Origin of the sequence: Streptomyces misionensis, assembly GCF_007896895.1 — a bacterium.
Lineage (GTDB): Bacteria > Actinomycetota > Actinomycetes > Streptomycetales > Streptomycetaceae > Streptomyces > Streptomyces misionensis_A.
On the sequence record NZ_VOGW01000204.1, the window covers coordinates 49,875 to 68,286 of the forward strand.

18 protein-coding genes and 1 pseudogene are annotated in these 18,412 nt (G+C 71.4%); 14 read left to right on the plus strand and 5 right to left on the minus strand.

Annotated features, from left to right (window positions below; genetic code table 11):
* Positions 1 to 82 precede the first annotated feature (82 nt).
* The 4 genes from FRZ03_RS38140 to FRZ03_RS38155 all read left to right on the plus strand — a co-directional run bounded on the left by FRZ03_RS38140 (position 83) and on the right by FRZ03_RS38155 (position 4,081).
* The gene (locus FRZ03_RS38140; RefSeq protein ID WP_261399511.1) at positions 83 to 1,093 is read left to right on the plus strand and encodes a hypothetical protein; all 1,011 of its coding nucleotides are present in this window, start codon (positions 83 to 85) and stop codon (positions 1,091 to 1,093) included.
* Positions 1,094 to 1,221: 128 nt separating this feature from the next.
* Positions 1,222 to 1,674 (plus strand): hypothetical protein, encoded by a 453-nt coding sequence (locus FRZ03_RS38145; RefSeq protein WP_146469735.1) that lies wholly within the window; start codon positions 1,222 to 1,224, stop codon positions 1,672 to 1,674.
* 7 nt (positions 1,675 to 1,681) lie between these two features.
* Positions 1,682 to 3,526 carry an alpha/beta hydrolase gene (locus tag FRZ03_RS38150; RefSeq protein WP_146469736.1) on the plus strand — a complete coding sequence of 615 codons (1,845 nt, stop codon included), beginning with the start codon at positions 1,682 to 1,684 and terminating at the stop codon, positions 3,524 to 3,526.
* A gap of 90 nt (positions 3,527 to 3,616) precedes the next feature.
* A complete protein-coding gene (locus FRZ03_RS38155) occupies positions 3,617 to 4,081 on the plus strand; it encodes a hypothetical protein (protein ID WP_261399508.1) in 465 nt (154 codons plus the stop codon).
* 3 nt (positions 4,082 to 4,084) lie between these two features.
* On the opposite strand, the gene FRZ03_RS38160 is transcribed toward FRZ03_RS38155, so the two are convergent.
* Entirely contained in the window at positions 4,085 to 4,990 is a 906-nt protein-coding gene (locus FRZ03_RS38160; protein WP_146469770.1) for an alpha/beta hydrolase, read from the minus strand.
* A 44-nt stretch (positions 4,991 to 5,034) separates the two neighbouring features.
* On the opposite strand from FRZ03_RS38160, the gene FRZ03_RS38165 reads away from it, so the two are divergent.
* Positions 5,035 to 5,514 (plus strand): MarR family winged helix-turn-helix transcriptional regulator, encoded by a 480-nt coding sequence (locus FRZ03_RS38165; RefSeq protein WP_146469738.1) that lies wholly within the window; start codon positions 5,035 to 5,037, stop codon positions 5,512 to 5,514.
* A gap of 20 nt (positions 5,515 to 5,534) precedes the next feature.
* Here the strand turns inward: FRZ03_RS38165 and FRZ03_RS38170 are convergent, their stop codons facing one another.
* Positions 5,535 to 6,206: a class I SAM-dependent methyltransferase gene (locus FRZ03_RS38170; RefSeq protein ID WP_146469739.1), complete on the minus strand. Its 672-nt coding sequence runs from the start codon at positions 6,204 to 6,206 to the stop codon at positions 5,535 to 5,537.
* Between the two features lie 234 nt (positions 6,207 to 6,440).
* Between FRZ03_RS38170 and FRZ03_RS38175 the strand changes: the two genes are divergently transcribed.
* The 8 genes from FRZ03_RS38175 (at position 6,441) to FRZ03_RS38210 (ending at position 15,684) form a co-directional block, all read left to right on the plus strand.
* Positions 6,441 to 7,679, plus strand: coding sequence for an amidohydrolase (locus FRZ03_RS38175; protein ID WP_186785831.1), 1,239 nt, complete (start codon positions 6,441 to 6,443; stop codon positions 7,677 to 7,679).
* A 332-nt stretch (positions 7,680 to 8,011) separates the two neighbouring features.
* Positions 8,012 to 9,070 carry a BMP family lipoprotein gene (locus FRZ03_RS38180; protein ID WP_146469740.1) on the plus strand — a complete coding sequence of 353 codons (1,059 nt, stop codon included), beginning with the start codon at positions 8,012 to 8,014 and terminating at the stop codon, positions 9,068 to 9,070.
* Between the two features lie 263 nt (positions 9,071 to 9,333).
* Complete coding sequence (locus FRZ03_RS38185; protein ID WP_146469741.1) at positions 9,334 to 10,860, plus strand: ABC transporter ATP-binding protein; 1,527 nt, start codon at positions 9,334 to 9,336, stop codon at positions 10,858 to 10,860.
* Positions 10,857 to 11,987, plus strand: a complete 1,131-nt coding sequence (locus tag FRZ03_RS38190; RefSeq protein ID WP_146469742.1) for an ABC transporter permease — start codon at positions 10,857 to 10,859, stop codon at positions 11,985 to 11,987. Before FRZ03_RS38185 ends, FRZ03_RS38190 begins: the two co-directional genes overlap by 4 nt.
* On the plus strand, positions 11,987 to 13,276 hold the full coding sequence (locus FRZ03_RS40925; RefSeq protein ID WP_146469743.1) for an ABC transporter permease: 1,290 nt from the start codon (positions 11,987 to 11,989) through the stop codon (positions 13,274 to 13,276). Before FRZ03_RS38190 ends, FRZ03_RS40925 begins: the two co-directional genes overlap by 1 nt.
* A complete protein-coding gene (locus FRZ03_RS38200; RefSeq protein ID WP_261399509.1) occupies positions 13,273 to 13,677 on the plus strand; it encodes a cytidine deaminase in 405 nt (134 codons plus the stop codon). The genes FRZ03_RS40925 and FRZ03_RS38200 overlap by 4 nt, the downstream gene beginning before the upstream one ends.
* Positions 13,678 to 13,750: 73 nt before the next feature.
* Positions 13,751 to 15,034: a thymidine phosphorylase gene (locus FRZ03_RS38205; RefSeq protein ID WP_146469745.1), complete on the plus strand. Its 1,284-nt coding sequence runs from the start codon at positions 13,751 to 13,753 to the stop codon at positions 15,032 to 15,034.
* A gap of 74 nt (positions 15,035 to 15,108) precedes the next feature.
* Positions 15,109 to 15,684: a Uma2 family endonuclease gene (locus FRZ03_RS38210; RefSeq protein WP_146469746.1), complete on the plus strand. Its 576-nt coding sequence runs from the start codon at positions 15,109 to 15,111 to the stop codon at positions 15,682 to 15,684.
* A 3-nt stretch (positions 15,685 to 15,687) separates the two neighbouring features.
* Here FRZ03_RS38210 and FRZ03_RS38215 read toward each other — a convergent pair whose 3' ends face one another.
* On the minus strand, positions 15,688 to 16,608 hold the full coding sequence (locus FRZ03_RS38215; RefSeq protein WP_146469747.1) for an AEC family transporter: 921 nt from the start codon (positions 16,606 to 16,608) through the stop codon (positions 15,688 to 15,690).
* Positions 16,609 to 16,742: 134 nt separating this feature from the next.
* On the opposite strand from FRZ03_RS38215, the gene FRZ03_RS38220 reads away from it, so the two are divergent.
* A complete protein-coding gene (locus FRZ03_RS38220; protein ID WP_261399510.1) occupies positions 16,743 to 17,075 on the plus strand; it encodes an STAS domain-containing protein in 333 nt (110 codons plus the stop codon).
* On the opposite strand, the gene FRZ03_RS38225 is transcribed toward FRZ03_RS38220, so the two are convergent.
* Positions 16,959 to 17,972, minus strand: coding sequence for a sigma-70 family RNA polymerase sigma factor (locus FRZ03_RS38225; protein ID WP_146469749.1), 1,014 nt, complete (start codon positions 17,970 to 17,972; stop codon positions 16,959 to 16,961). The two genes, FRZ03_RS38220 and FRZ03_RS38225, sit on opposite strands and share 117 nt — an antisense overlap.
* A gap of 104 nt (positions 17,973 to 18,076) precedes the next feature.
* Positions 18,077 to 18,262: pseudogene (locus FRZ03_RS38230) on the minus strand (DNA polymerase III subunit beta); the annotation flags it as partial.
* Positions 18,263 to 18,412 lie beyond the last annotated feature (150 nt).

The following is an 18,412-nucleotide window of genomic DNA, read 5'->3' on the forward strand; positions in this document are numbered from 1 at the left end:
GGTGGCGGGCGCGGCCGCGGTGCCGGGCCCGGACCAGCCGTCAGGCACGGGCCGGTCGCCCGCCCCGGAGCCGTTGCCCTCCGTGCCCGCGCAGGTGCGGCGGACGGTGGCCGGCGGTTCGGCGCCGGCGGACGCGGACCTCACGGTCGTCGTGCTCTCCCCGACCGACCCGATGACCCGCGGTCAGCTGCGCCGCATGGCGGACCTGGCCCGCGACGAGGGGTACCGGGTGCGCTGGGAGGAGGCGCGCGGCGGAGCCACCGCGCCCTTCGCCACCATCGGGGGCCTCGCGGGACTGCTGCGCCGGGCCGACCGCATCGTCATGGGCGACCCCTTCTCCCGCTACGTCCAGCTGCTGCTGACCATCACCCGCGCCGGCGACCTGGTCGTGGTGGACGACGGCACCGCGACGATGGAGTTCGTCGCCCAACTCGCCCGCGGGGAGCGCCTGGTGCGCTGGCACCGCAAGGGCGGCCGGCCGGGCCCCCGCGACCTCCTCTTCGCCCCGGTCTCCTCCTCGGCCCGCCGCAGGCTGACCCCCAGCGACGGCCGGCAGGTCGAGGTCTTCTCCTCGATGCCGGTGACCGAGGCCCCGGACGGCGTCACGGTCACCGCGAACGACTTCGCCTGGACCCGCGCCCGCTTCGGCCCGCCGCGGATCACCAAGGGCGCTGACATGGTGGGCACCTCCCTGGTGGAGACGGGCGTGGTGGACGGCGAGCGCTACCTCGACGCCGTCCGCACCCTCGCCAAGGCCCACGGCGCCACCCGCTACTTCGCCCACCGCCGCGAGAGCACGGAGAAGCTGCACCGGCTGGCCACGGAGACCGGACTGGAGATCGTCCGCCCCGACCTGCCGCTCGAACTCATCGCCCGCCGCGGCCCGATCGGCCGTACGATCCTCAGCTTCCCCTCCACCGTCGTCCACACCCTCCCCCTGGCCCTCGCCGGGACCGGCGTCCGCGTCGCGGTCTGCGACATCGACCCGGCCTGGCTGACGGACCACGCCTCCCCCCGGGCCCAGGGCTTCCTGTCGGGAGTGACCGGAACGGCCCGGGACGTGCACCGGCTGGCGAGGGTGAGCCCCGCGTAGTCCTCCCGTCCTCCCGTCCCCGCACGCCCGAGGGTAAGAGTTCGACTTGATTTCTTACCTGCCCCGCGGAGAGCATGGCGGGGCCGGCGCGGCCTGCCGGCGACGGGGACAACGGGGAGGCCACAGGCATGTCCTGGGACGAGTGGGAACGACTGAAAGCGGACGCCGCGACCCGCGGCGGCACCGGAATGCGGCTGAACCATGTGGACCCCGGCGGCGGGGGCGGCGGCACCGATGCCGGCGGCCTGAAGTCGGACAAGAAGGTCTGGACGAAGGCCGGCGAGGACACCAAGGGCCTCCAGGACGGCCTCGGCAAGGCGCTGGGGAAGCTGGAGGACGGGCAGGCGGGGCTGGGGGACACGGCCGGCTGCCGATCCGCCGCCGCGCAGAAGGAGTTGCACGACTCCTGGAAGAAGTACGTCGACGACGTGCACGGCCGCTGCGGCGAACTCGGCGGACTGCTGGAGCGCGCGGGGCACGACCTGTCGATGACCGACGGCGACGTGAAGGCCGAACTGGACAAGCTGAAGACCAAGTACCAGGACACCGAGGCCGTCGGCGGCCAGGCGAAGGGCCGGTGACGGGGCCGTGGACCTGGCGACGCTGAAGGCCCTCAAGCCGTCCGAGTACCAGGAGGCAGCGGACGGCTACCAGGCCACGAGCGAGGCGGCGAGCGCGGCCAAGGACACCGTCGAGAACGGGATCAGCGCGGCGATACGCAACAAGCTCGAGGGCAAGGCGGCGGAGGCGGCCCTGCGCGAGCTGAAGGAACTGGGCAAGAACTTCCACTACGTGCAGACCGAGTGCGCGCTGGTCAGCACCGCGTTGAACGCGTTCGCCTTCGACATGGCCGCGGCCAAGCGGAAGCTGGAGGCGGCCCTGGCGGACGCCGAGGCGGCGGGGTGCAGGGTCGGCGCGGACGGCTCGGTCACCTTCCCCGCGGGTGGCAAGGAGGTCGACGGCAAGGTGCCGGAGGGCGGCACCGTGCAGGTCGGAAGCGGCGTGACGGACCCGACGGCGTCCGCGCTGGAACGCCAGGCCGTGAACATGCACCCGAACCCCAACTTCGGCAAGGCGGTGGAGTTCGCCAACCGCATCGGCGACGCCCTGAAGGAAGCCACGGACGCGGACACCAAATGGGCCCCGAAACTACGGGCCCTGAAGGCGGACGACGACCTGGTGGTGTCGAACCGGGACTGGTCGGACGTGAAGTCGGACCAGGACGGGGTGGGCGACGCGGGGAAGAAGTACCTGGACTCCCTGCCGCAACCGCCCGCGAAGGGCAGCCCGAAGGAGAACGCGGCCTGGTGGCAGGGCCTCACCCCCGAGCAGCGCGCGGCATGGCTCTCCCTGCGCCCCGACAGCGTGGGCAAGCTCGACGGCCTGCCCTCGGCGGTGCGCGACGAGGCCAACCGCGTGGTGCTGGACGAGACCCAGGCCCGCTACCGGATCGAACTCGACGGCATGCCGAAACCACCGGCCAACGAGTGGACGTACATCACCGCCTACGGCGGCTTCGGGGCCATGCCGTCCAAGGTGCACACCGACGAATGGATGGACTGGTACCGCAAGTACGGCGAACGCTACGACCACCTCACCAAGTCGCTGCACGGCATGGAGGCCATCCAGAGCCGCTTCGACTCGACCGGCCTGGGCACCAAGGACCATCGCACGGGTCTGCCCCCGGCCTTCCTCCTCGGCTTCAGCGCGGACGGCAACGGCCGGGCGATCATCGCCAACGGCGACCCGGACACGGCCCGGCACCAGGCCGTGTACGTGCCGGGCACGACGTCCAACCTCAGCAACATCGGCGGCAACGTCGACCGGATGACCGCCACCTGGCGTGTGGCCACCGACGAGGCCGACGGCCAGCCCGTCTCGACCATCACCTGGCTCGGTTACGACGCCCCGCAGGACATCGTGAAGGACTCGCCGTTCCGGCACTACGCGGACGACGGCGCCCCGGCCTTCAACCAGTTCCTCGACGGACTGGAGGCCGCGCACTCGGGTGACGACCCGCCGCACCGCACGGTGATCGGGCATTCGTACGGCACGACCCTCGTCGGCTCGGCCGCCGACCACGGCACGCTGAACGCGGACGACGTGATCACCGCGGGCAGCCCCGGTGTGACGGTGCCCAAGGCGGAACAGCTGGACGTCCCGAAGGGCCATGTCTGGAACGAGGAGGCGGACGGCGACATCGTGCCCGACATCGGCCGCTTCGGGCACGGTGGTACCGACTGGGACGGACCCTGGACCGTGCCCAGCGACGAACGCTTCGGCGCCAACCAGATGACCACCGACACGACGGGCCACAGTGGTTACTGGGACGAGGGCTCCGACAGTCTGCTCAACCAGGCACTGGTCGTCGCGGGACACGGGGAGGACGTGAAGCTGAAGGAACCCACACCGACCTGGCAGTACACCCGTTAGGAAGAGCGAGGCCCGCCGATCTTGAAGAACCGCACGAGCGCCGTCGCGCTCCTCGCGTCCACCGCCCTCATCACCCTCACTGGATGCAGCATGACCTCAAGCACGGAATCCGACGACGTCCCGTCCGCCGGCACGAGCACGTCCCGGGAAGCCGCCGACCGGACGGAGAGCGTGTCCAGCCGGCTCTACGACCTGATCGGCGTCAAGGGAAAGGCCTCCGACAGCGGCCCCGGTGTCCAGGAGTGTTCGGGCAAGGACCGGGACACGTACTTCCGGATCTTCCACAAGTGGAGCTTCTATCCCGCGTCGGCGAGCGATCTCGACACCGCGATGCGGCACCTCAGGGACGGGATGCCGGAGCACGGCTGGAAGATCGTCGAGTACGGCCCCGACACCAGCCGGAACAAGAACCTCACCCTGGTGGCGGACAACGACGAGCAGAAGGTAGGCGTCCACATCACCCAGATGAAGAAGAGGAACCCGCCCAAGCTGAGCCTGATGGTCGTCTCCGGCTGCTACCGGGTTCCCGAGGGGCAGAAGGTGGAGCACTTCTAGGGGTCAGCGGATGTGCTGCGTGAGGAAGAGCGCGGCGCGGTCCAGTGCCTGGGCGGCCTCGTCCAGGGTGGCGGTGTAGGCCTGGAAGACATGCGGCACGTCGGCGGTGACGTCGAGGACGACGTCCACGCCGGCCGCCCGCGCGCGCTCGGCCATCCGGGTGGAGTCGTCCAGCAGGAGTTCGTCCGTGCCCACCTGGAGCAGCATCGGCGGAAGGCCGGTCGGGTCGGCATGGACGGCCGGGCTGAGCAGGGGGTGGCGCGGGTCCTGCCCGGCGCGGTAGACCGCCCCGCTGCGCTCCAGCCCCTCGCGGGTGAAGAAGGGGTCGATCCCGGCCTTGGTGTCGATGCTCTCCCCGGTCCGGGTGGCGTCGAGGCCGGCGGAGAACGCCACGATCGCCGCCGGCAGCGGCAAGCCCGCGTCCCGCGCGGCGAGGCACGTGGTCACGGTCAGGCCGCCCCCGGCCGAGTCCCCGGCGAACACGATCCGCGCCGGGTCCTCGCCGCCGTCCAGCAGCGCCCGGTAGGCGGCCAGGCAGTCCTCGATCGCGGCCGGGAAGGGGTGCTCCGGGGCGAGGCGGTAGTCGAGGGACAGCGCCCTGACCCCGGTCCTGACCACGAGGTTCGCGGTCAGGCAGAGGGCGGTCTCGGGGGAGCCGAGGAGGAAGGAGCCGCCGTGGAAGTACAGGATGGTTCCGGGGCGGGGCGCGGGGCCCGGCGCGGTGGGCTCGACCAGGAGGGCCGGGCGCGGGCCCAGGGTGGTGGCCTCCGTCCGTATCCCGTCCGGCACGCGCATCCCCGCCATCAGCGCCCGGAAACCCGCCCGTAGCTCCTCGATCGACTGAGGGCCCTGGGGCCCGGGCGCTCGACGCAGTTCCGCGTCGAGCGCCGCTCGTTGTGCCTTGCTCATGGTCACAGCTCCGATCGTCGATAGCTGCCGCTACAGTATATGCCGTGGCATATAAATCAAGTGGTGACGGCACCCCGGCGCTCGCGGGGTTCTTCGACGACCTCGTGCGCTGCGAGACGCGCCTGTACAACGCCCTCGGCGACCGCCTCCGCGAGCGGCACGGCATCGTCACGTCCCAGTACGAGTACCTGCGCCGGCTCCGCGACCGCCCCGGCGCCCGGGTCGCCGACCTCGCCACCGAGTTCGCGATCGGCATCGGCGCGACGAGCAAGGGCATCGACCGGCTGGAGAAGCGCGGGTGGGTCGTGCGGCGTCCCAACCCCGCCGACCGCCGGTCGTCGCTGCTGGAGCTGACGGAGGCGGGGGCGGAACTGGCCGATGCGGCGGCCGAGACCTTCGGCGAGTGCCTGGCCGAGCTGATGGGCGGCACGTTCGAGGGCGAGCGGCTGGCCGTCGCGGCCCGGGCGATGAGCGAACTGCGGGCCACCCTGGAGCGGGAGCGGGTGGGGGTGCCCACGGGGTGAGGGCGGCGGGTTCCCGCCTCTCACGCCTTCCTGGCCTGCACCTTCCTGGCCAGCACGAACGCCCGGGGCCTGGTCTCCTCGTCGGACGGTTCCCGGCGCACCGTCGCCACCAGGGCGAGCCCCGCCTCCGCCAGCAGGGACGTGATCTGTTCGGGAGTGCGCCAGTAGTAGTCCAGGGCGATGTCGTGGTCGAAGCGCTCCGCGAGGTGGAGGCGGGGCAGCGGCTCGGCGGGCTTCGAGGTCTGGAAGGCGAGGAGCACCGGGGCGCCGGGCGCGAGCGTGCGGTGGAATTCGGCGAAGACCCCGGGGAGGTGCGCGTCCGGGACGTGGATCGTGGAGTAGAGGGCGAGGAGGCCGCCCAGGGACCCGTCGGGGAGGTCCAGCGCCGTCATCGAGCCGGTGCGGAAGCGGAGCCCGGGGTGGGCCTCGCGGGCCAGCGCCACCATCGCGGGGGAGAGGTCGATGCCGAACGCCGGCACCCCCTGCTCGTGGAGCAACGCGGTGACGTAGCCGGGGCCGCTGCCCACGTCGGCCACCGGGGCCGACCCCCGCGCCAGCTCGGCGAAGGCCATGACGACGCTCCGGTCCAGCGGGTGGACCAGGCCGGACGGGTAGCGGGCCGCGTAGTCCCCGGCGATCGTGTCGTAGGAGGTACGGGTCGTCTGCAGAAAGTCCTCGGTCGCTTCGATCACGGGTGGCGACCCTACTGGGCGCGGGCCGAGTGGAGGTCCGGTTCGTGGACATGGCGAGCGTGATGCGGGCGAGCCGTGGTATCCGTGGAAGGAGGAAAACAGAGGGATTTACCCATCAGAGTCCGCACCCATGCGTCCGGCGGTCAGATTTCTTCCCCTATCGGGCTGAACTTTTGTTGATCCAGGGGTAGTTGACCGGCAGGGCGTCCTACCCTTCAGAGGGTGAAGCAATTGATGTCCCTAGAGTCCGAGGCCGGCCTTTCGGGGGATGTGCTCCCCGGCGTGCTGAGCGAGTCCCTGTACGCCGAACTCGTCGCGTTCCGCCGCGACTTGCACATGCACCCGGAGCTCGGCAACCAGGAGTTCCGCACCACCGCCGCGATCAAAGAGCGCTTGGAGAAGGCCGGGCTGCGCCCCCGTGTCCTCGCCACCGGAACCGGACTCGTGTGCGACATCGGGTTGAAGGAGGGCGAGCGCGCCGCCGTACCGGTGCTCGCGCTGCGCGCCGACATCGACGCGCTGCCCATCCCGGACACGAAGAGTGACTGTGCGTACCGCTCCACCGTCCCCGACCGGGCGCACGCGTGCGGGCACGACATGCACACCACCGTGGTGCTGGGCACCGGCCTCGTCCTCGCCGACCTGCACGCCAAGGGCCTGCTCACCCGGCCGGTACGGCTGATCTTCCAGCCCGCCGAGGAGGTGCTGCCCGGCGGCGCCCTGGCGGCCATCGAGGACGGCGTGCTCAACGGGGTCGGACGCATCCTCGCCGTGCACTGCGACCCCCGCGTCGACGCCGGCCGGATCGGGCTGCGGCACGGACCGATCACCAGCGCCTGCGACCGGCTGGAGATCGCCCTGGACGGCCCCGGCGGTCACACCGCGCGCCCGCACCTGACCACCGACCTGGTCACCGCCGCCGCCCGGGTCGCCGTCGACGTGCCCGCGCTGATCGCCCGCCGCGTGGACACCCGCGCCGGGCTCGCCCTCACCTGGGGCCGGATCGAGTCGGGGCACGCGCCGAACGTCGTACCGCAGCACGCCGAGCTGTCCGGCACCGTCCGCTGCCTGGACCTGGAGGCGTGGCGGCAGGCCCCCGACATCGTGCACGCGGCCATCGACGAGGTCGCCACCCTGCACCGGGCCAAGTCCGAGATCAACTACGTGCGCGGGGTGCCCCCCGTCGTCAACGACCGCGACGCCGCGGATCTGCTGCGCCGGGCGATGGCCGCGCGCCGGGGCCGGGACTCCATCGAGAGCACCGAGCAGAGCCTCGGCGGCGAGGACTTCTCCTGGTACCTGGAGCACGTGCCCGGCGCCATGGCCCGGCTCGGGGTGCGCCGCCCCGGCGAACGCACCGTGCGCGACCTGCACCAGGGCGACTTCGACGCCGACGAGCGCGCCATCACGGTCGGCGTGGAGATGTTCACCGCGGCCGCGTTCCTGGACGACAGCGACGGCCGGCAGAGCTGAGACGGAGCGGCCCCCGAGGGGGCCGCTCCCCATGGCTCCCTCAAGGGGCGACCCCGGCCCCCTGGGGGACCCTCCGGTCCGGCGCACCGCATCCGTAGGGGGCCCTCCGCTCCGGCGCAACGCATCCGCAAGCCAATCGTGCGCTGTGCGCCACACCCCCGTGACACGGCTCGGACTTCGAGTTCAGATGCTGTTTGCCTCGAATCGATAACGGCTTCGAGAGAGGGTTTTTTGCGACATCTACGCGCGTTACGATGCCGCGAAGCCGTCGCCGCCGGGGTGTTCGGCTCAAGCGCCGACATGGCGCTCAGGTCAGGTGAAGGAGCCTTCCCGTGCGCCGGGTAGCCAAGCTTTCCGCTGCGTGTCTCACCACCGCAGCCCTCGCCCTTGCCGCCACTGCCTGTGGCAAGACGTCCTCCGACGACGCCAGTTCCTCCTCCTCTTCGGGCGGGGGCAAGGGCGGCGTCAAGATCGGCCTCGCCTACGACGTCGGCGGCCGTGGCGACCGGTCCTTCAACGACTCCGCCGCGCGCGGTGCCGACAAGGCCGAGAAGCAGTTCGGCGGTTCCATCAAGGAACTGACCGCCAAGACCTCGGACACCGAGGCCGACCGCGAGCAGCGCCTCCAGGACCTGGCGGACGCCGGCTACAACCCGATCGTCGCCGTGGGCTACGCCTACGCCCCGTCGGTGCAGAAGATCGCCGCGAAGTACCCCAAGACCAGCTTCGGCATCGTCGACTCGGTCGTGGACGGCAAGAACATCGACAGCATCACCTTCACCGAGGAGCAGAGCTCCTACCTGGCCGGTGTCGCCGCCGCGCTGAAGACCAAGAAGAACCACATCGGCTTCATCGGCGGTGTCGACAACCCGCTGATCAAGAAGTTCCAGGCCGGTTACGCGCAGGGCGTGCACGACACCAACCCCAAGGTGAAGGTCGACGTCCAGTACCTGAGCCACGGCCAGGACACCTCCGGCTTCTCCAGCCCGGACAAGGGCCAGCAGGCCGCGCAGGGCATGCTCGACAACGGCGCCGACGTCATCTACACGGCGGCCGGCTCCTCCGGCACCGGCGCCATCGAGGCCGTCAACGGCGTCAAGGGCGCCTGGGCGATCGGCGTCGACTCCGACCAGTACAACATCCCGGGCATGGAGAAGTACAAGAGCTCCATCCTGACCTCCGCGGTCAAGAACGTCGACGTCGGCGTCTTCGACTTCATCCAGTCCGTCAAGAACGGCAAGCCGCTCTCCGGCAACAACGTGTACTCCCTCGCCAAGGGCGGTGTCTCCCTGGCCACCAGCGGTGGCTACCTGAAGGACATCCAGCCCAAGCTGGACGCCGCCAAGCAGCAGATCGTCGACGGCAAGATCAAGGTCAAGACCACCCCTTGAGCTGACCCGACCGACCTGTAGGGGTCCGGCCGTCCACCGGACCCGTCGGCCCACAAGGGTCCGGTCCCTCCACCGGACCCCGGCTCGGCGCGGGTGAGCCGTTCGCGGCCCCTTCGCCGAGCCATAACAATGTGTCAACTCTACGCGTGTAGCTAGGAGTTGCCGCGCTAGCGTCGCCGACGCCTGCCCTCCCTCCCCTACGCAGCCCCTTTCCCCGAGGAGAGTGCGCCATCAACGCGTCCAGCCCTCCCGCTGCCGTCGAACTGCGCGGCATCACCAAGCGTTTCCCCGGCGTCGTCGCCAACCGCGACATCGACATCACCGTGTCCAAGGGCACCGTCCATGCCCTGTGCGGTGAGAACGGCGCCGGCAAGTCCACCCTGATGAAGATCCTCTACGGCATGCAGCAGCCGGACGAGGGCACCATCACCATCGACGGCGAACAGGCCGTCCTGCACAACCCCGCCGACGCGATCGCCCGCGGCATCGGCATGGTGCACCAGCACTTCATGCTCGCCGACAACCTCACCGTGCTGGAGAACGTCGTCCTCGGTGCGGAGAAGCTGTACGGCATCGGCGGCAAGGCCCGCGCGAAGATCAAGGAGATCTCGGACGCGTACGGCCTGAACGTGCGCCCCGACGTCCTCGTCGAGGAGCTGGGCGTCGCCGACCGCCAGCGCGTGGAGATCCTCAAGGTCCTCTACCGCGGCGCCAGGACGCTCATCCTGGACGAGCCCACCGCCGTCCTCGTGCCGCAGGAGGTCGACGCCCTCTTCGACAACCTGCGCGAGCTCAAGGCCGAGGGCCTCACCGTCATCTTCATCTCGCACAAGCTGGGCGAGGTGCTCTCCGTCGCCGACGAGATCACCGTCATCCGGCGCGGCACGACCGTCGGCACCGCCGAACCGGCCTCCACCACCCCCCGGCAGCTCGCCGAGATGATGGTCGGCAGCGAACTGCCCACCCCGGTGACCGAGGAGTCCACGGTCACCGACGTCCCGATGCTCACGATCGAGGGCCTGCACCTCGCCCAGACCGACCTCGACGGCATCGAGCGCGTCGTCCTGGACGAGATCTCCTTCACCATCCACAAGGGCGAGATCCTCGGCATCGCCGGTGTGGAGGGCAACGGCCAGTCGGAGCTGGTCGAGGCGATCATGGGCATGCGCCACCCGGACGCCGGGACCATCACCCTCGACGGCACCGACATCTCGCAGAGCGCCACCCGCGACCGCCGCGAGGCCGGCATCGGCTACATCCCCGAGGACCGCCACCGCCACGGCCTGCTCCTCGAAGCCCCGCTGTGGGAGAACCGCATCCTCGGCCACGTCACCGAGAAGCCCAACTCCCGCGGCGCGCTGCTCGACACCAAGGGCGCCCGCGCCGACACCGAGCGGATCGTGCGGTCGTACGACGTCCGCACCCCCGGTATCGACGTCACCGCCGCCTCGCTGTCCGGCGGCAACCAGCAGAAGCTGATCGTCGGCCGCGAGATGAGCCACGACCCCAAGCTGCTCATCGCCGCCCACCCCACCCGCGGTGTGGACGTCGGCGCGCAGGCGGCCATCTGGGACCACATCCGCGAGGCCCGCCGCGAGGGCCTGGCCGTGCTGCTGATCTCCGCCGACCTGGACGAGCTGATCGGCCTGTCCGACACCCTGCGGGTGATGTACCGCGGCCGCCTGGTCGCCGACGCCGACCCCGCCACCATCACCCCCGAGGAGCTGGGCTCCGCCATGACGGGTGCGGCCACCGGCCACTTGGAGCACGCGGAGGACGACGCGCGATGAACAAGCTGACCTCACGGATCGACAAGGAGCGGCTGCTCCTCGGGATCGCGGCACCGCTGCTGGCGATCGTCGCCGCGCTCGTCATCACCGCCCTGGTGATCCTCGCGACCGGCAAGAACCCCGGCCCCGCCTTCAGCGACATGCTGAACTACGGCTTCGCCAGCGACAGCCAGGTCTACATCCTCAACAAGGCGACCACGTACTACCTCGCGGGTGTCTCGGTGGCCATCGGCTTCCGGATGAACCTGTTCAACATCGGCGTCGACGGCCAGTACCGGCTCGCCGCGTTCTTCGCCGCCGTGCTCGGCGGGGCGCTGACCCTGCCGGGCTGGCTCTCCGTGCTGCTCATCCTGATCTGCGCCATGGCGACCGGCGCGGTGTGGGCGGCCATCGCCGGTGTCCTCAAGGTGACCCGGGGCGTCAGCGAGGTCATCTCGACCATCATGCTGAACTCGATCGCCACCGCGGTCATCGCCTACCTGCTCCAGCCCGGCAAGCTCGCCCAGCTCCAGCAGGGCGGCACCGTCGTCGCCACCAAGCCGCTGCCGTCGGCGTCGCACTTCTTCAACATCGACACCGGCCCGTCCGGCGAGCTGTGGGGCTTCATCGTGATAGCCGCCCTGGTCGGCATCGCGTACTGGTTCGTCCTCGGCCGCACCCGGTTCGGCTACGACCTGCGCACCGTCGGCCAGTCCGAGAGCGCGGCCGCGGCGAGCGGTGTGTCGGTGAAGAAGATGGTCGCCACCAGCATGATCATCTCGGGTGCGGTGGCCGGTCTGATCGGCATGCCGACCCTGCTCAACGACAGCTACCAGTACAGCGCCGACTTCCCGACCGGCATCGGCTTCACCGGCATCGCCATCGCGCTGCTCGGCCGCAACAACCCGATCGGCATCGCGCTCGGCGCCCTGCTCTGGGGCTTCCTGGAGCGCACCACCAACCACCTGGAGTTCCAGGGCTACGACAAGGAGATCCTCGGCGTGATCCAGGGCGTCATCGTCCTGTGCGTCGTGATCGCCTACGAGGTCGTACGCCGGTACGGCCTCAAGCGCCAGCAGCAGCGGGTCGGCGCGGAACTCGCCGCCCAGGTCGCCGCCGCCCCGATGAAGAAGCAGGAGGTGGCGTGATGACTGCCACGATGACCGACGCGCCGCCGCCCGCGGCGCCCAAGGCCGCGGGCGCCGCGCCGCGCGGTTCGGGCCGCTCGCTCGGCCAGATCCTCGTGCTCGTCGCGGGCGCGCTGCTGCTCCTGGCCGCGGTCCGGGTGATCACCGGCTCGCAGGACCTCGACTCCGCGGGCCAGGTCGGCGCCGCCCTCGGGCTCGCCGTGCCGATCGGCCTCGCCGGACTCGCCGGCCTGTGGTCGGAGCGGGCCGGCGTGGTCAACATCGGCCTCGAAGGCATGATGATCCTCGGCACCTTCGGCGCCGGCTGGGCCGGCTGGCAGTCCAGCCCCTGGGTCGGCCTGCTGTGCGGGATCGGCTTCGGCGTCCTCGGCGGCCTGGTGCACGCGGTCGCCACCATCACCTTCGGCGTCGACCACATCGTCTCCGGTGTCGCGCTCAACCTGCTCGCGCTCGGCGCCACCCAGTACCTCGCCAAGCTGTGCTTCACCGACGGGCCGGCGGCCAACGCGGGCGGCAACCCCAAGCAGTCCCCGCCCGTGGACGCCCTGCCCGACGTCACCGTCCCCGGCCTGTCCGACGGCCTCCAGTCGATCGAGGGCCACCACTGGTTCCTGGTCTCCGACCTCGCCGGCATCCTCGGCGGTGTGGTCACCCACCTGTCCGTGGTGACCATCCTCGCCGCGGTGCTGTTCGTGGGCAGCTGGTGGCTGCTGTGGCGCACCCCGTTCGGGCTGCGGCTGCGCTCCTGCGGCGAGAACCCGGTCGCGGCGGAGTCCCTCGGCGTCAACGTCTACTCCTACAAGTACGCGGCCGTCGCCGTCTCCGGCGGCCTCGCCGGCCTCGGCGGCGCCTTCCTCGCGCTGGTCACCTCGCACACCTACCTGGAGGGCCAGACCGGCGGCCGCGGCTACATCGGCCTCGCCGCGATGATCTTCGGCAACTGGCGGCCGGGCGGCCTGGCCATGGGCGCGGGCCTGTTCGGCTACTCCGACGCCCTCCAGCTGCGCAACGGCGGCACGACCGTGCACGCGCTGCTGCTCCTGCTGGTCGTGCTGCTCGTCGCCCTCGCCGGGTGGAAGCTGTACCGCAAGGCGACGTGGCAGGGCGTGATCAGCCTGGTCGTGGCCGCGGCCGTGCTGGTCTGGTACCTGTTCACCGACGAGGTGCCGAGCGACTTCGTGGGCGCCACGCCGTACGTCGTCACGCTGCTGGTGCTGTCGCTGTCCGCGCAGCGCCTGCGGATGCCGAAGGCGGACGGCATGCGGTACCGGAAGGGTCAGGGCAAGTGAGCACGGAAGACGGCGGGTTCGACTGGGAGGCGCTGCGCGCCGCGGCCCGGGAGGCGATGGTGCACGCCTACGCCCCCTACTCGGGCTACCCCGTCGGGGTGGCGGCCCTGGTGGACGACGGCCGCACCGTCACCGGCTGCAACGTCGAGAACGCCTCCTACGGCCTCGGCCTGTGCGCCGAGTGCGGCCTGGTCTCCGAGCTCCAGCGCACGGGCGGCGGTCGCCTCACCCACTTCACCTGCGTGAACGGTGAGGGCGAGCTGCTCGTCCCGTGCGGCCGCTGCCGCCAGCTGCTGTACGAGTTCGGCGGCCCGGAGCTGCTGCTGGACACCCCCGAGGGTGTCCTGCCGCTGTCCGGGATGCTCCCGCAGGCCTTCGGCCCGGACCATCTCACCAAGTAACTCCCGTACGGCCCCCCTGACCACCTCAGGGGGGCCGTACACCTTCGCACCTCCCGGAAGGAAGCCACCAGCCATGGCCATGGACGCCATCTCCGTCATCCGCACCAAGCGGGACCGCGGCGAGCTGACCGACGAGCAGATCGACTGGGTCATCGACGCGTACACCCGCGGCGAGGTCGCCGACGAGCAGATGTCCGCGCTCGCCATGGCGATCCTGCTCAACGGCATGAACCGGGGCGAGATCGCCCGCTGGACCGCGGCCATGATCGCCTCCGGCGAGCGCATGGACTTCTCCGCGCTCTCCCGCCCGACCGCCGACAAGCACTCCACCGGCGGTGTCGGCGACAAGATCACCCTGCCGCTGGCCCCGCTGGTCGCGGCCTGCGGCGCGGCCGTCCCGCAGCTGTCCGGCCGGGGCCTCGGCCACACCGGCGGCACCCTCGACAAGCTGGAGTCCATCCCCGGCTGGCGCGCCCTGCTCTCCAACGAGGAGATGCTGAGCGTGCTGGACTCGGTCGGCGCGGTGATCTGCGCGGCGGGCGACGGCCTGGCCCCCGCGGACAAGAAGCTGTACGCGCTGCGCGACGTCACCGGCACGGTCGAGGCGATCCCGCTGATCGCCTCCTCCATCATGTCCAAGAAGATCGCCGAGGGCACGGGATCCCTGGTGCTGGACGTGAAGGTCGGCTCCGGCGCCTTCATGAAGACCCTCGCCGACGCCCGGGAGCTGGCCTCCACCATGGTGGGCCTGGGCACGGACCACGGCGTGCGCACGGTCGCGCTGCTGACGGACATGTCCACCCCGCTCGGCCTGACGGCGGGCAACGCGCTGGAGGTCCGCGAGTCGGTGGAGGTCCTGGCGGGCGGCGGCCCGGCGGACGTGGTCGAGCTGACCCTCGCCCTGGCCCGCGAGATGCTGGACGCGGCCGGCCTGAAGGACGCCGACCCGGCGAAGGCGCTGGCCGACGGCTCGGCGATGGACGTCTGGCGCCGCATGATCGCGGCCCAGGGCGGCGACCCGGACGCCCCGCTGCCCACCTCCCGCGAGCAGCACGTGGTGACGGCCCCGTCCTCCGGTGTCCTCACCCGCCTCGACGCCTACGACATCGGCATCGCCGCCTGGCGCCTGGGCGCCGGCCGCGCCCGCAAGGAGGACCCGGTGCAGGCCGCCGCGGGTGTCGAGCTGCACGCCAAGCCCGGCGACACGGTGACCGAGGGCCAGCCCCTGCTGACCCTGCACACCGACACCCCGGACCGCTTCGGCTACGCCCTTCAGGCGGTCGAGGGTTCCTACGACATCGCCGCCCCCGGCACGGACTTCACGCCCAACCCGGTGGTGCTGGAACGTATCGGCTGACCTGCGGCTTCCTCATACGGGTGAACGGGACCGGCGAACCCGCGCCGGTCCCGTTCGGCCTGTGTGACGGGCCCATGGACGAGTTCGAGGGCGATTACCTGCTGCCGGCGAGCGAGTGGGACGAACTGCTCTGGCTCTGGAAACAGACCGACGCCCCCAAGGGCTGCAAGGTGGAGATCCTCCGAGGACTCGTCACGATCGCCCCTTACTCAGCGGTCGCCCATCACCTCGTACAGGCCTCGCTGCGGCGGCGCCTGTACGAGGTGATCCCGGATTCCTGGGGCGTCCACGAGCGGCTGGCCTTGGTGAGTCCCGCGCGCGCCGAGCTGTATGTGCCGGACCTCGCGGTGGTGCCGGGCCAAGCGCTGAACAGCGGGAACGAGTACTCGGTCCCCGTCGGCGCGGCCGAGCTGACGGTGGAGATCACCTCCGCCGCCACCGCTCGACACGACCGGGACACGAAGGTCGCCGGCTATGCCGCGGCGGGTGTTCCGCTGTACCTCCTCGTCGACCCAATGGCGTCCGAGGGCCCGGCCGTCACGCTGTACGGCGCTCCAAGCGCCGGAATCTACCGTGCTCTCGCATCGGCGCCGTTCGGTTCGCCCATCCGGTTGCCCGCTCCCTTCCGTCGCGCCGTGTCCGTCGGCTGACGCTCACCCCAACACCGTCGCCACCCCCACCAGCACCGGTACCGAGACCACCGTCGACAGGAGGATCGACTCGCGGGCCAGGGATTCGGCGACGTGGTAGCGGGCGGCGTAGGTGAAGAGGTTCTGGGCCGCCGGGAGGGCGGAGGTGACGACCACGTCGAGGAGGGGCGCGCCGTGGAGGTGGAAGAGGGACGCGGCGAGGGCCCAGGCGGCCAGCGGCTGGCCCAGGGTCTTCAACGCCACGGAGAGGAAGACGAGTTCGCGGTCCGGGCCGCGCCAGGGGGCCGCGCTGCCGTGCAGGGACATGCCGAAGGCCAGCAGGGCCGCGGGGACCGACATGGCGCCGATGAGGGTGAGCGGCTCCATCACCGGGCCGGGGAGCCGCAGGCCCGCGGCCGACACCACGACCCCCGACAGCGATCCCACCGCGATCGGGTTGCGCAGCGGCGTCAGCAGGCGCTGCCCGAGCGTGCCCTTGCCGCCCGTGCCCGACAGGTCCAGCACGGTGAGCGCGACCGGCGTGACGAGGACGACCTGGAAGAGCAGCACCGGCGCCACCAGTGACGCGTCGCCGAGGACGTACGCGGCGATGGGGATGCCGAGGTTGCCCGAGTTGACGTAACCCGAGCACAGCGCGCCGATCGTGGTACGGCCCGTGCCCCACCGCCGCGCCACCCCGACCGCGACGAACACCGCGCAGACCGCCGCCGTGCTCAGCGCCGTCACCAGCAGGCGGGCGGAGAAGAGCACGGACAGATCGGCCTTGGCCAGCGTGGTGAACAGCAGCGCGGGTCCGGCCACCGTGAACGCCAGCCGCGTCAGCACCTCCACGCCCTGCGCCCCGAGCGTGCCGCGCCGCCCGAGCACATAGCCCGCCCCGATCACGATCGCGATCACCGCGAACCCGCTGAGTACCCCCGTCACGGCCCCAACCCTCCAGGGGGCACGCGCGATCGGTCAACGTGATCCCGATCAGCCCCGGCCGCCGCCCCCCGGCGCTGCGATGAGTTACGCCCCGCCCGGCCGTCTACCTCTGCGTGGACGCCGAGGAACCTCCCGTGCTCGTGCTGCCCGGACCCGTGGGGCGGGCCGAGGTGCCGGTGCTCTGTGCCGCCGTACGGGCCGCACTGGAGCGCACCGGCACCCGGACCGTCGTGTGCGACGTGCGCGGGCTCGGGCCGCCGGGCCTCGCCGAGGTGGACCTGCTGGCCCGGCTGGAGCTGACCGCGCGCCGGGCCGGCGGCCGGATCCGGCTGCGCGCCCCCGGCCCCGCGCTACGCGCCCTCCTCGCCCTCACCGGCCTCCGCTTCCAGATGGAGGGGCAGACCGAAGAGCGGGAACCAGCGCCCGGTGTCGAGGAAGCAGTGGAAACCGGTGATCCGGCCCCCTGACAGCTCCAGCACCTGCACGGCCCACGGGCTGAAGCCGCCGTTGTCCGGGTCCGGCTTGTAGTGCGCGAACCCCGGCAGCCCGTTGGCCCGCACCGGCACCAGCCGCGAGCCGGCGCAGGAGGCGCCGAGGGTGGACATGAAGCCGGTGATGTCCGCGGGACCGCGCAGCCACAGGTCGAACGGCGGCATCGTCATGACCGCGTCCTCGTGCAGCAGTGCCGTCAGCGCCGCCATGTCGTACCCCTCGAACGCCTTCACATAGCGCTCCAGCAGTTTCTGCTGCTCTTCGTCCAGCGGGTCGGACACCTCGCCCTCGGCACCCGCCGCCGCCCGCTCGGCGAGCGTGGCCCGCGCCCGCTGCAGCGCGCTGTTGACCGAGGCGACCGAGGTGTCCAGCAGCTCGGCCACCTCGCTCGCCTTCCACGCCAGCACCTCGCGCAGGATCAGCACCGCCCGCTGCTTGGGCGGCAGTTGCTGCAACGCCGCCATGAACGCCAGCCGGACCGACTCCTTGGCCACCGCCGCCTCCGCCGGATCGCCCACCGCCGGCAGCACCCGCGCGTCCGGCACCGGCTCCAGCCAGGTGTGGTCGGGGCGGGGTGACAGCGCCGCCTGCGCCAGCGGCGTCGCGTCGGTCAGATCCATCGGCCGCGCCCGTCTGTTCCCCGCCGACAGCATGTCCAGGCACACGTTCGTCGCGATCCGGTACAGCCACGACCGCAGCGAGGACCGGCCCTCGAACCGGTCGTGGCTGCGCCAGGCCCGCACCAGCGTGTCCTGCACCGCGTCCTCCGCCTCGAAGGAGGACCCGAGCATCCGGTAGCAGTAACCGGTCAGCTCGGTCCGGTGCTGCTCCAGGACGGCGTCGATCCCCGCCGTCGCCGTACCCTCACTCATCGCCCACCCACCCTGCGGCCGTTCGTACGCGCCTTCGCGCCCCACCACTCGCGAAGCTACCGCACCCCACTGACAATGACCGCCGGAGTCGGAAAGCGACCGGATCAGACCAATTGCTTTACGGACATGAGCAGATGCCGGTGGCCGTCCGCCGCCCCGGTGCCCCCGAGCAGCGCCCGCTGACCCGCCCCGAGCAGCTCGATCCGCAGCCCCGGACACGTGAAGGAGTTCAACGCGTCCAGCAGGTACGCCGGGTTGAACGCCACCGTGGCCTGCTCGGCGCCGCGCAGCACGTGGTCGAACGCGCCCACCATCCCGTACTCGACCATGCGGCCACCCTCGACTCGTCACGACTCCTGCGTCCACCCCCCCCTCGCCACTCGGCGGCAACCTGCAAGCATCACAATACCCGACACCCCCGCACAAGACCGCCTCTTCGC

What these genes read in the sequence shown, in the direction of transcription:
- FRZ03_RS38145 (WP_146469735.1), top strand. Translation starts at nt 1,222, where the DNA reads ATGTCCTGGGACGAGTGGGAACGACTGAAAGCGGACGCCGCGACCCGC.
- FRZ03_RS38155 (WP_261399508.1), top strand. Translation starts at nt 3,617, where the DNA reads ATGACCTCAAGCACGGAATCCGACGACGTCCCGTCCGCCGGCACGAGC.
- FRZ03_RS38160 (WP_146469770.1), bottom strand. Translation starts at nt 4,990, where the DNA reads ATGAGCAAGGCACAACGAGCGGCGCTCGACGCGGAACTGCGTCGAGCG.
- FRZ03_RS38175 (WP_186785831.1), top strand. Translation starts at nt 6,441, where the DNA reads ATGTCCCTAGAGTCCGAGGCCGGCCTTTCGGGGGATGTGCTCCCCGGC.
- FRZ03_RS38190 (WP_146469742.1), top strand. Translation starts at nt 10,857, where the DNA reads ATGAACAAGCTGACCTCACGGATCGACAAGGAGCGGCTGCTCCTCGGG.
- FRZ03_RS40925 (WP_146469743.1), top strand. Translation starts at nt 11,987, where the DNA reads ATGACTGCCACGATGACCGACGCGCCGCCGCCCGCGGCGCCCAAGGCC.
- FRZ03_RS38205 (WP_146469745.1), top strand. Translation starts at nt 13,751, where the DNA reads ATGGCCATGGACGCCATCTCCGTCATCCGCACCAAGCGGGACCGCGGC.
- FRZ03_RS38210 (WP_146469746.1), top strand. Translation starts at nt 15,109, where the DNA reads ATGGACGAGTTCGAGGGCGATTACCTGCTGCCGGCGAGCGAGTGGGAC.
- FRZ03_RS38225 (WP_146469749.1), bottom strand. Translation starts at nt 17,972, where the DNA reads ATGAGTGAGGGTACGGCGACGGCGGGGATCGACGCCGTCCTGGAGCAG.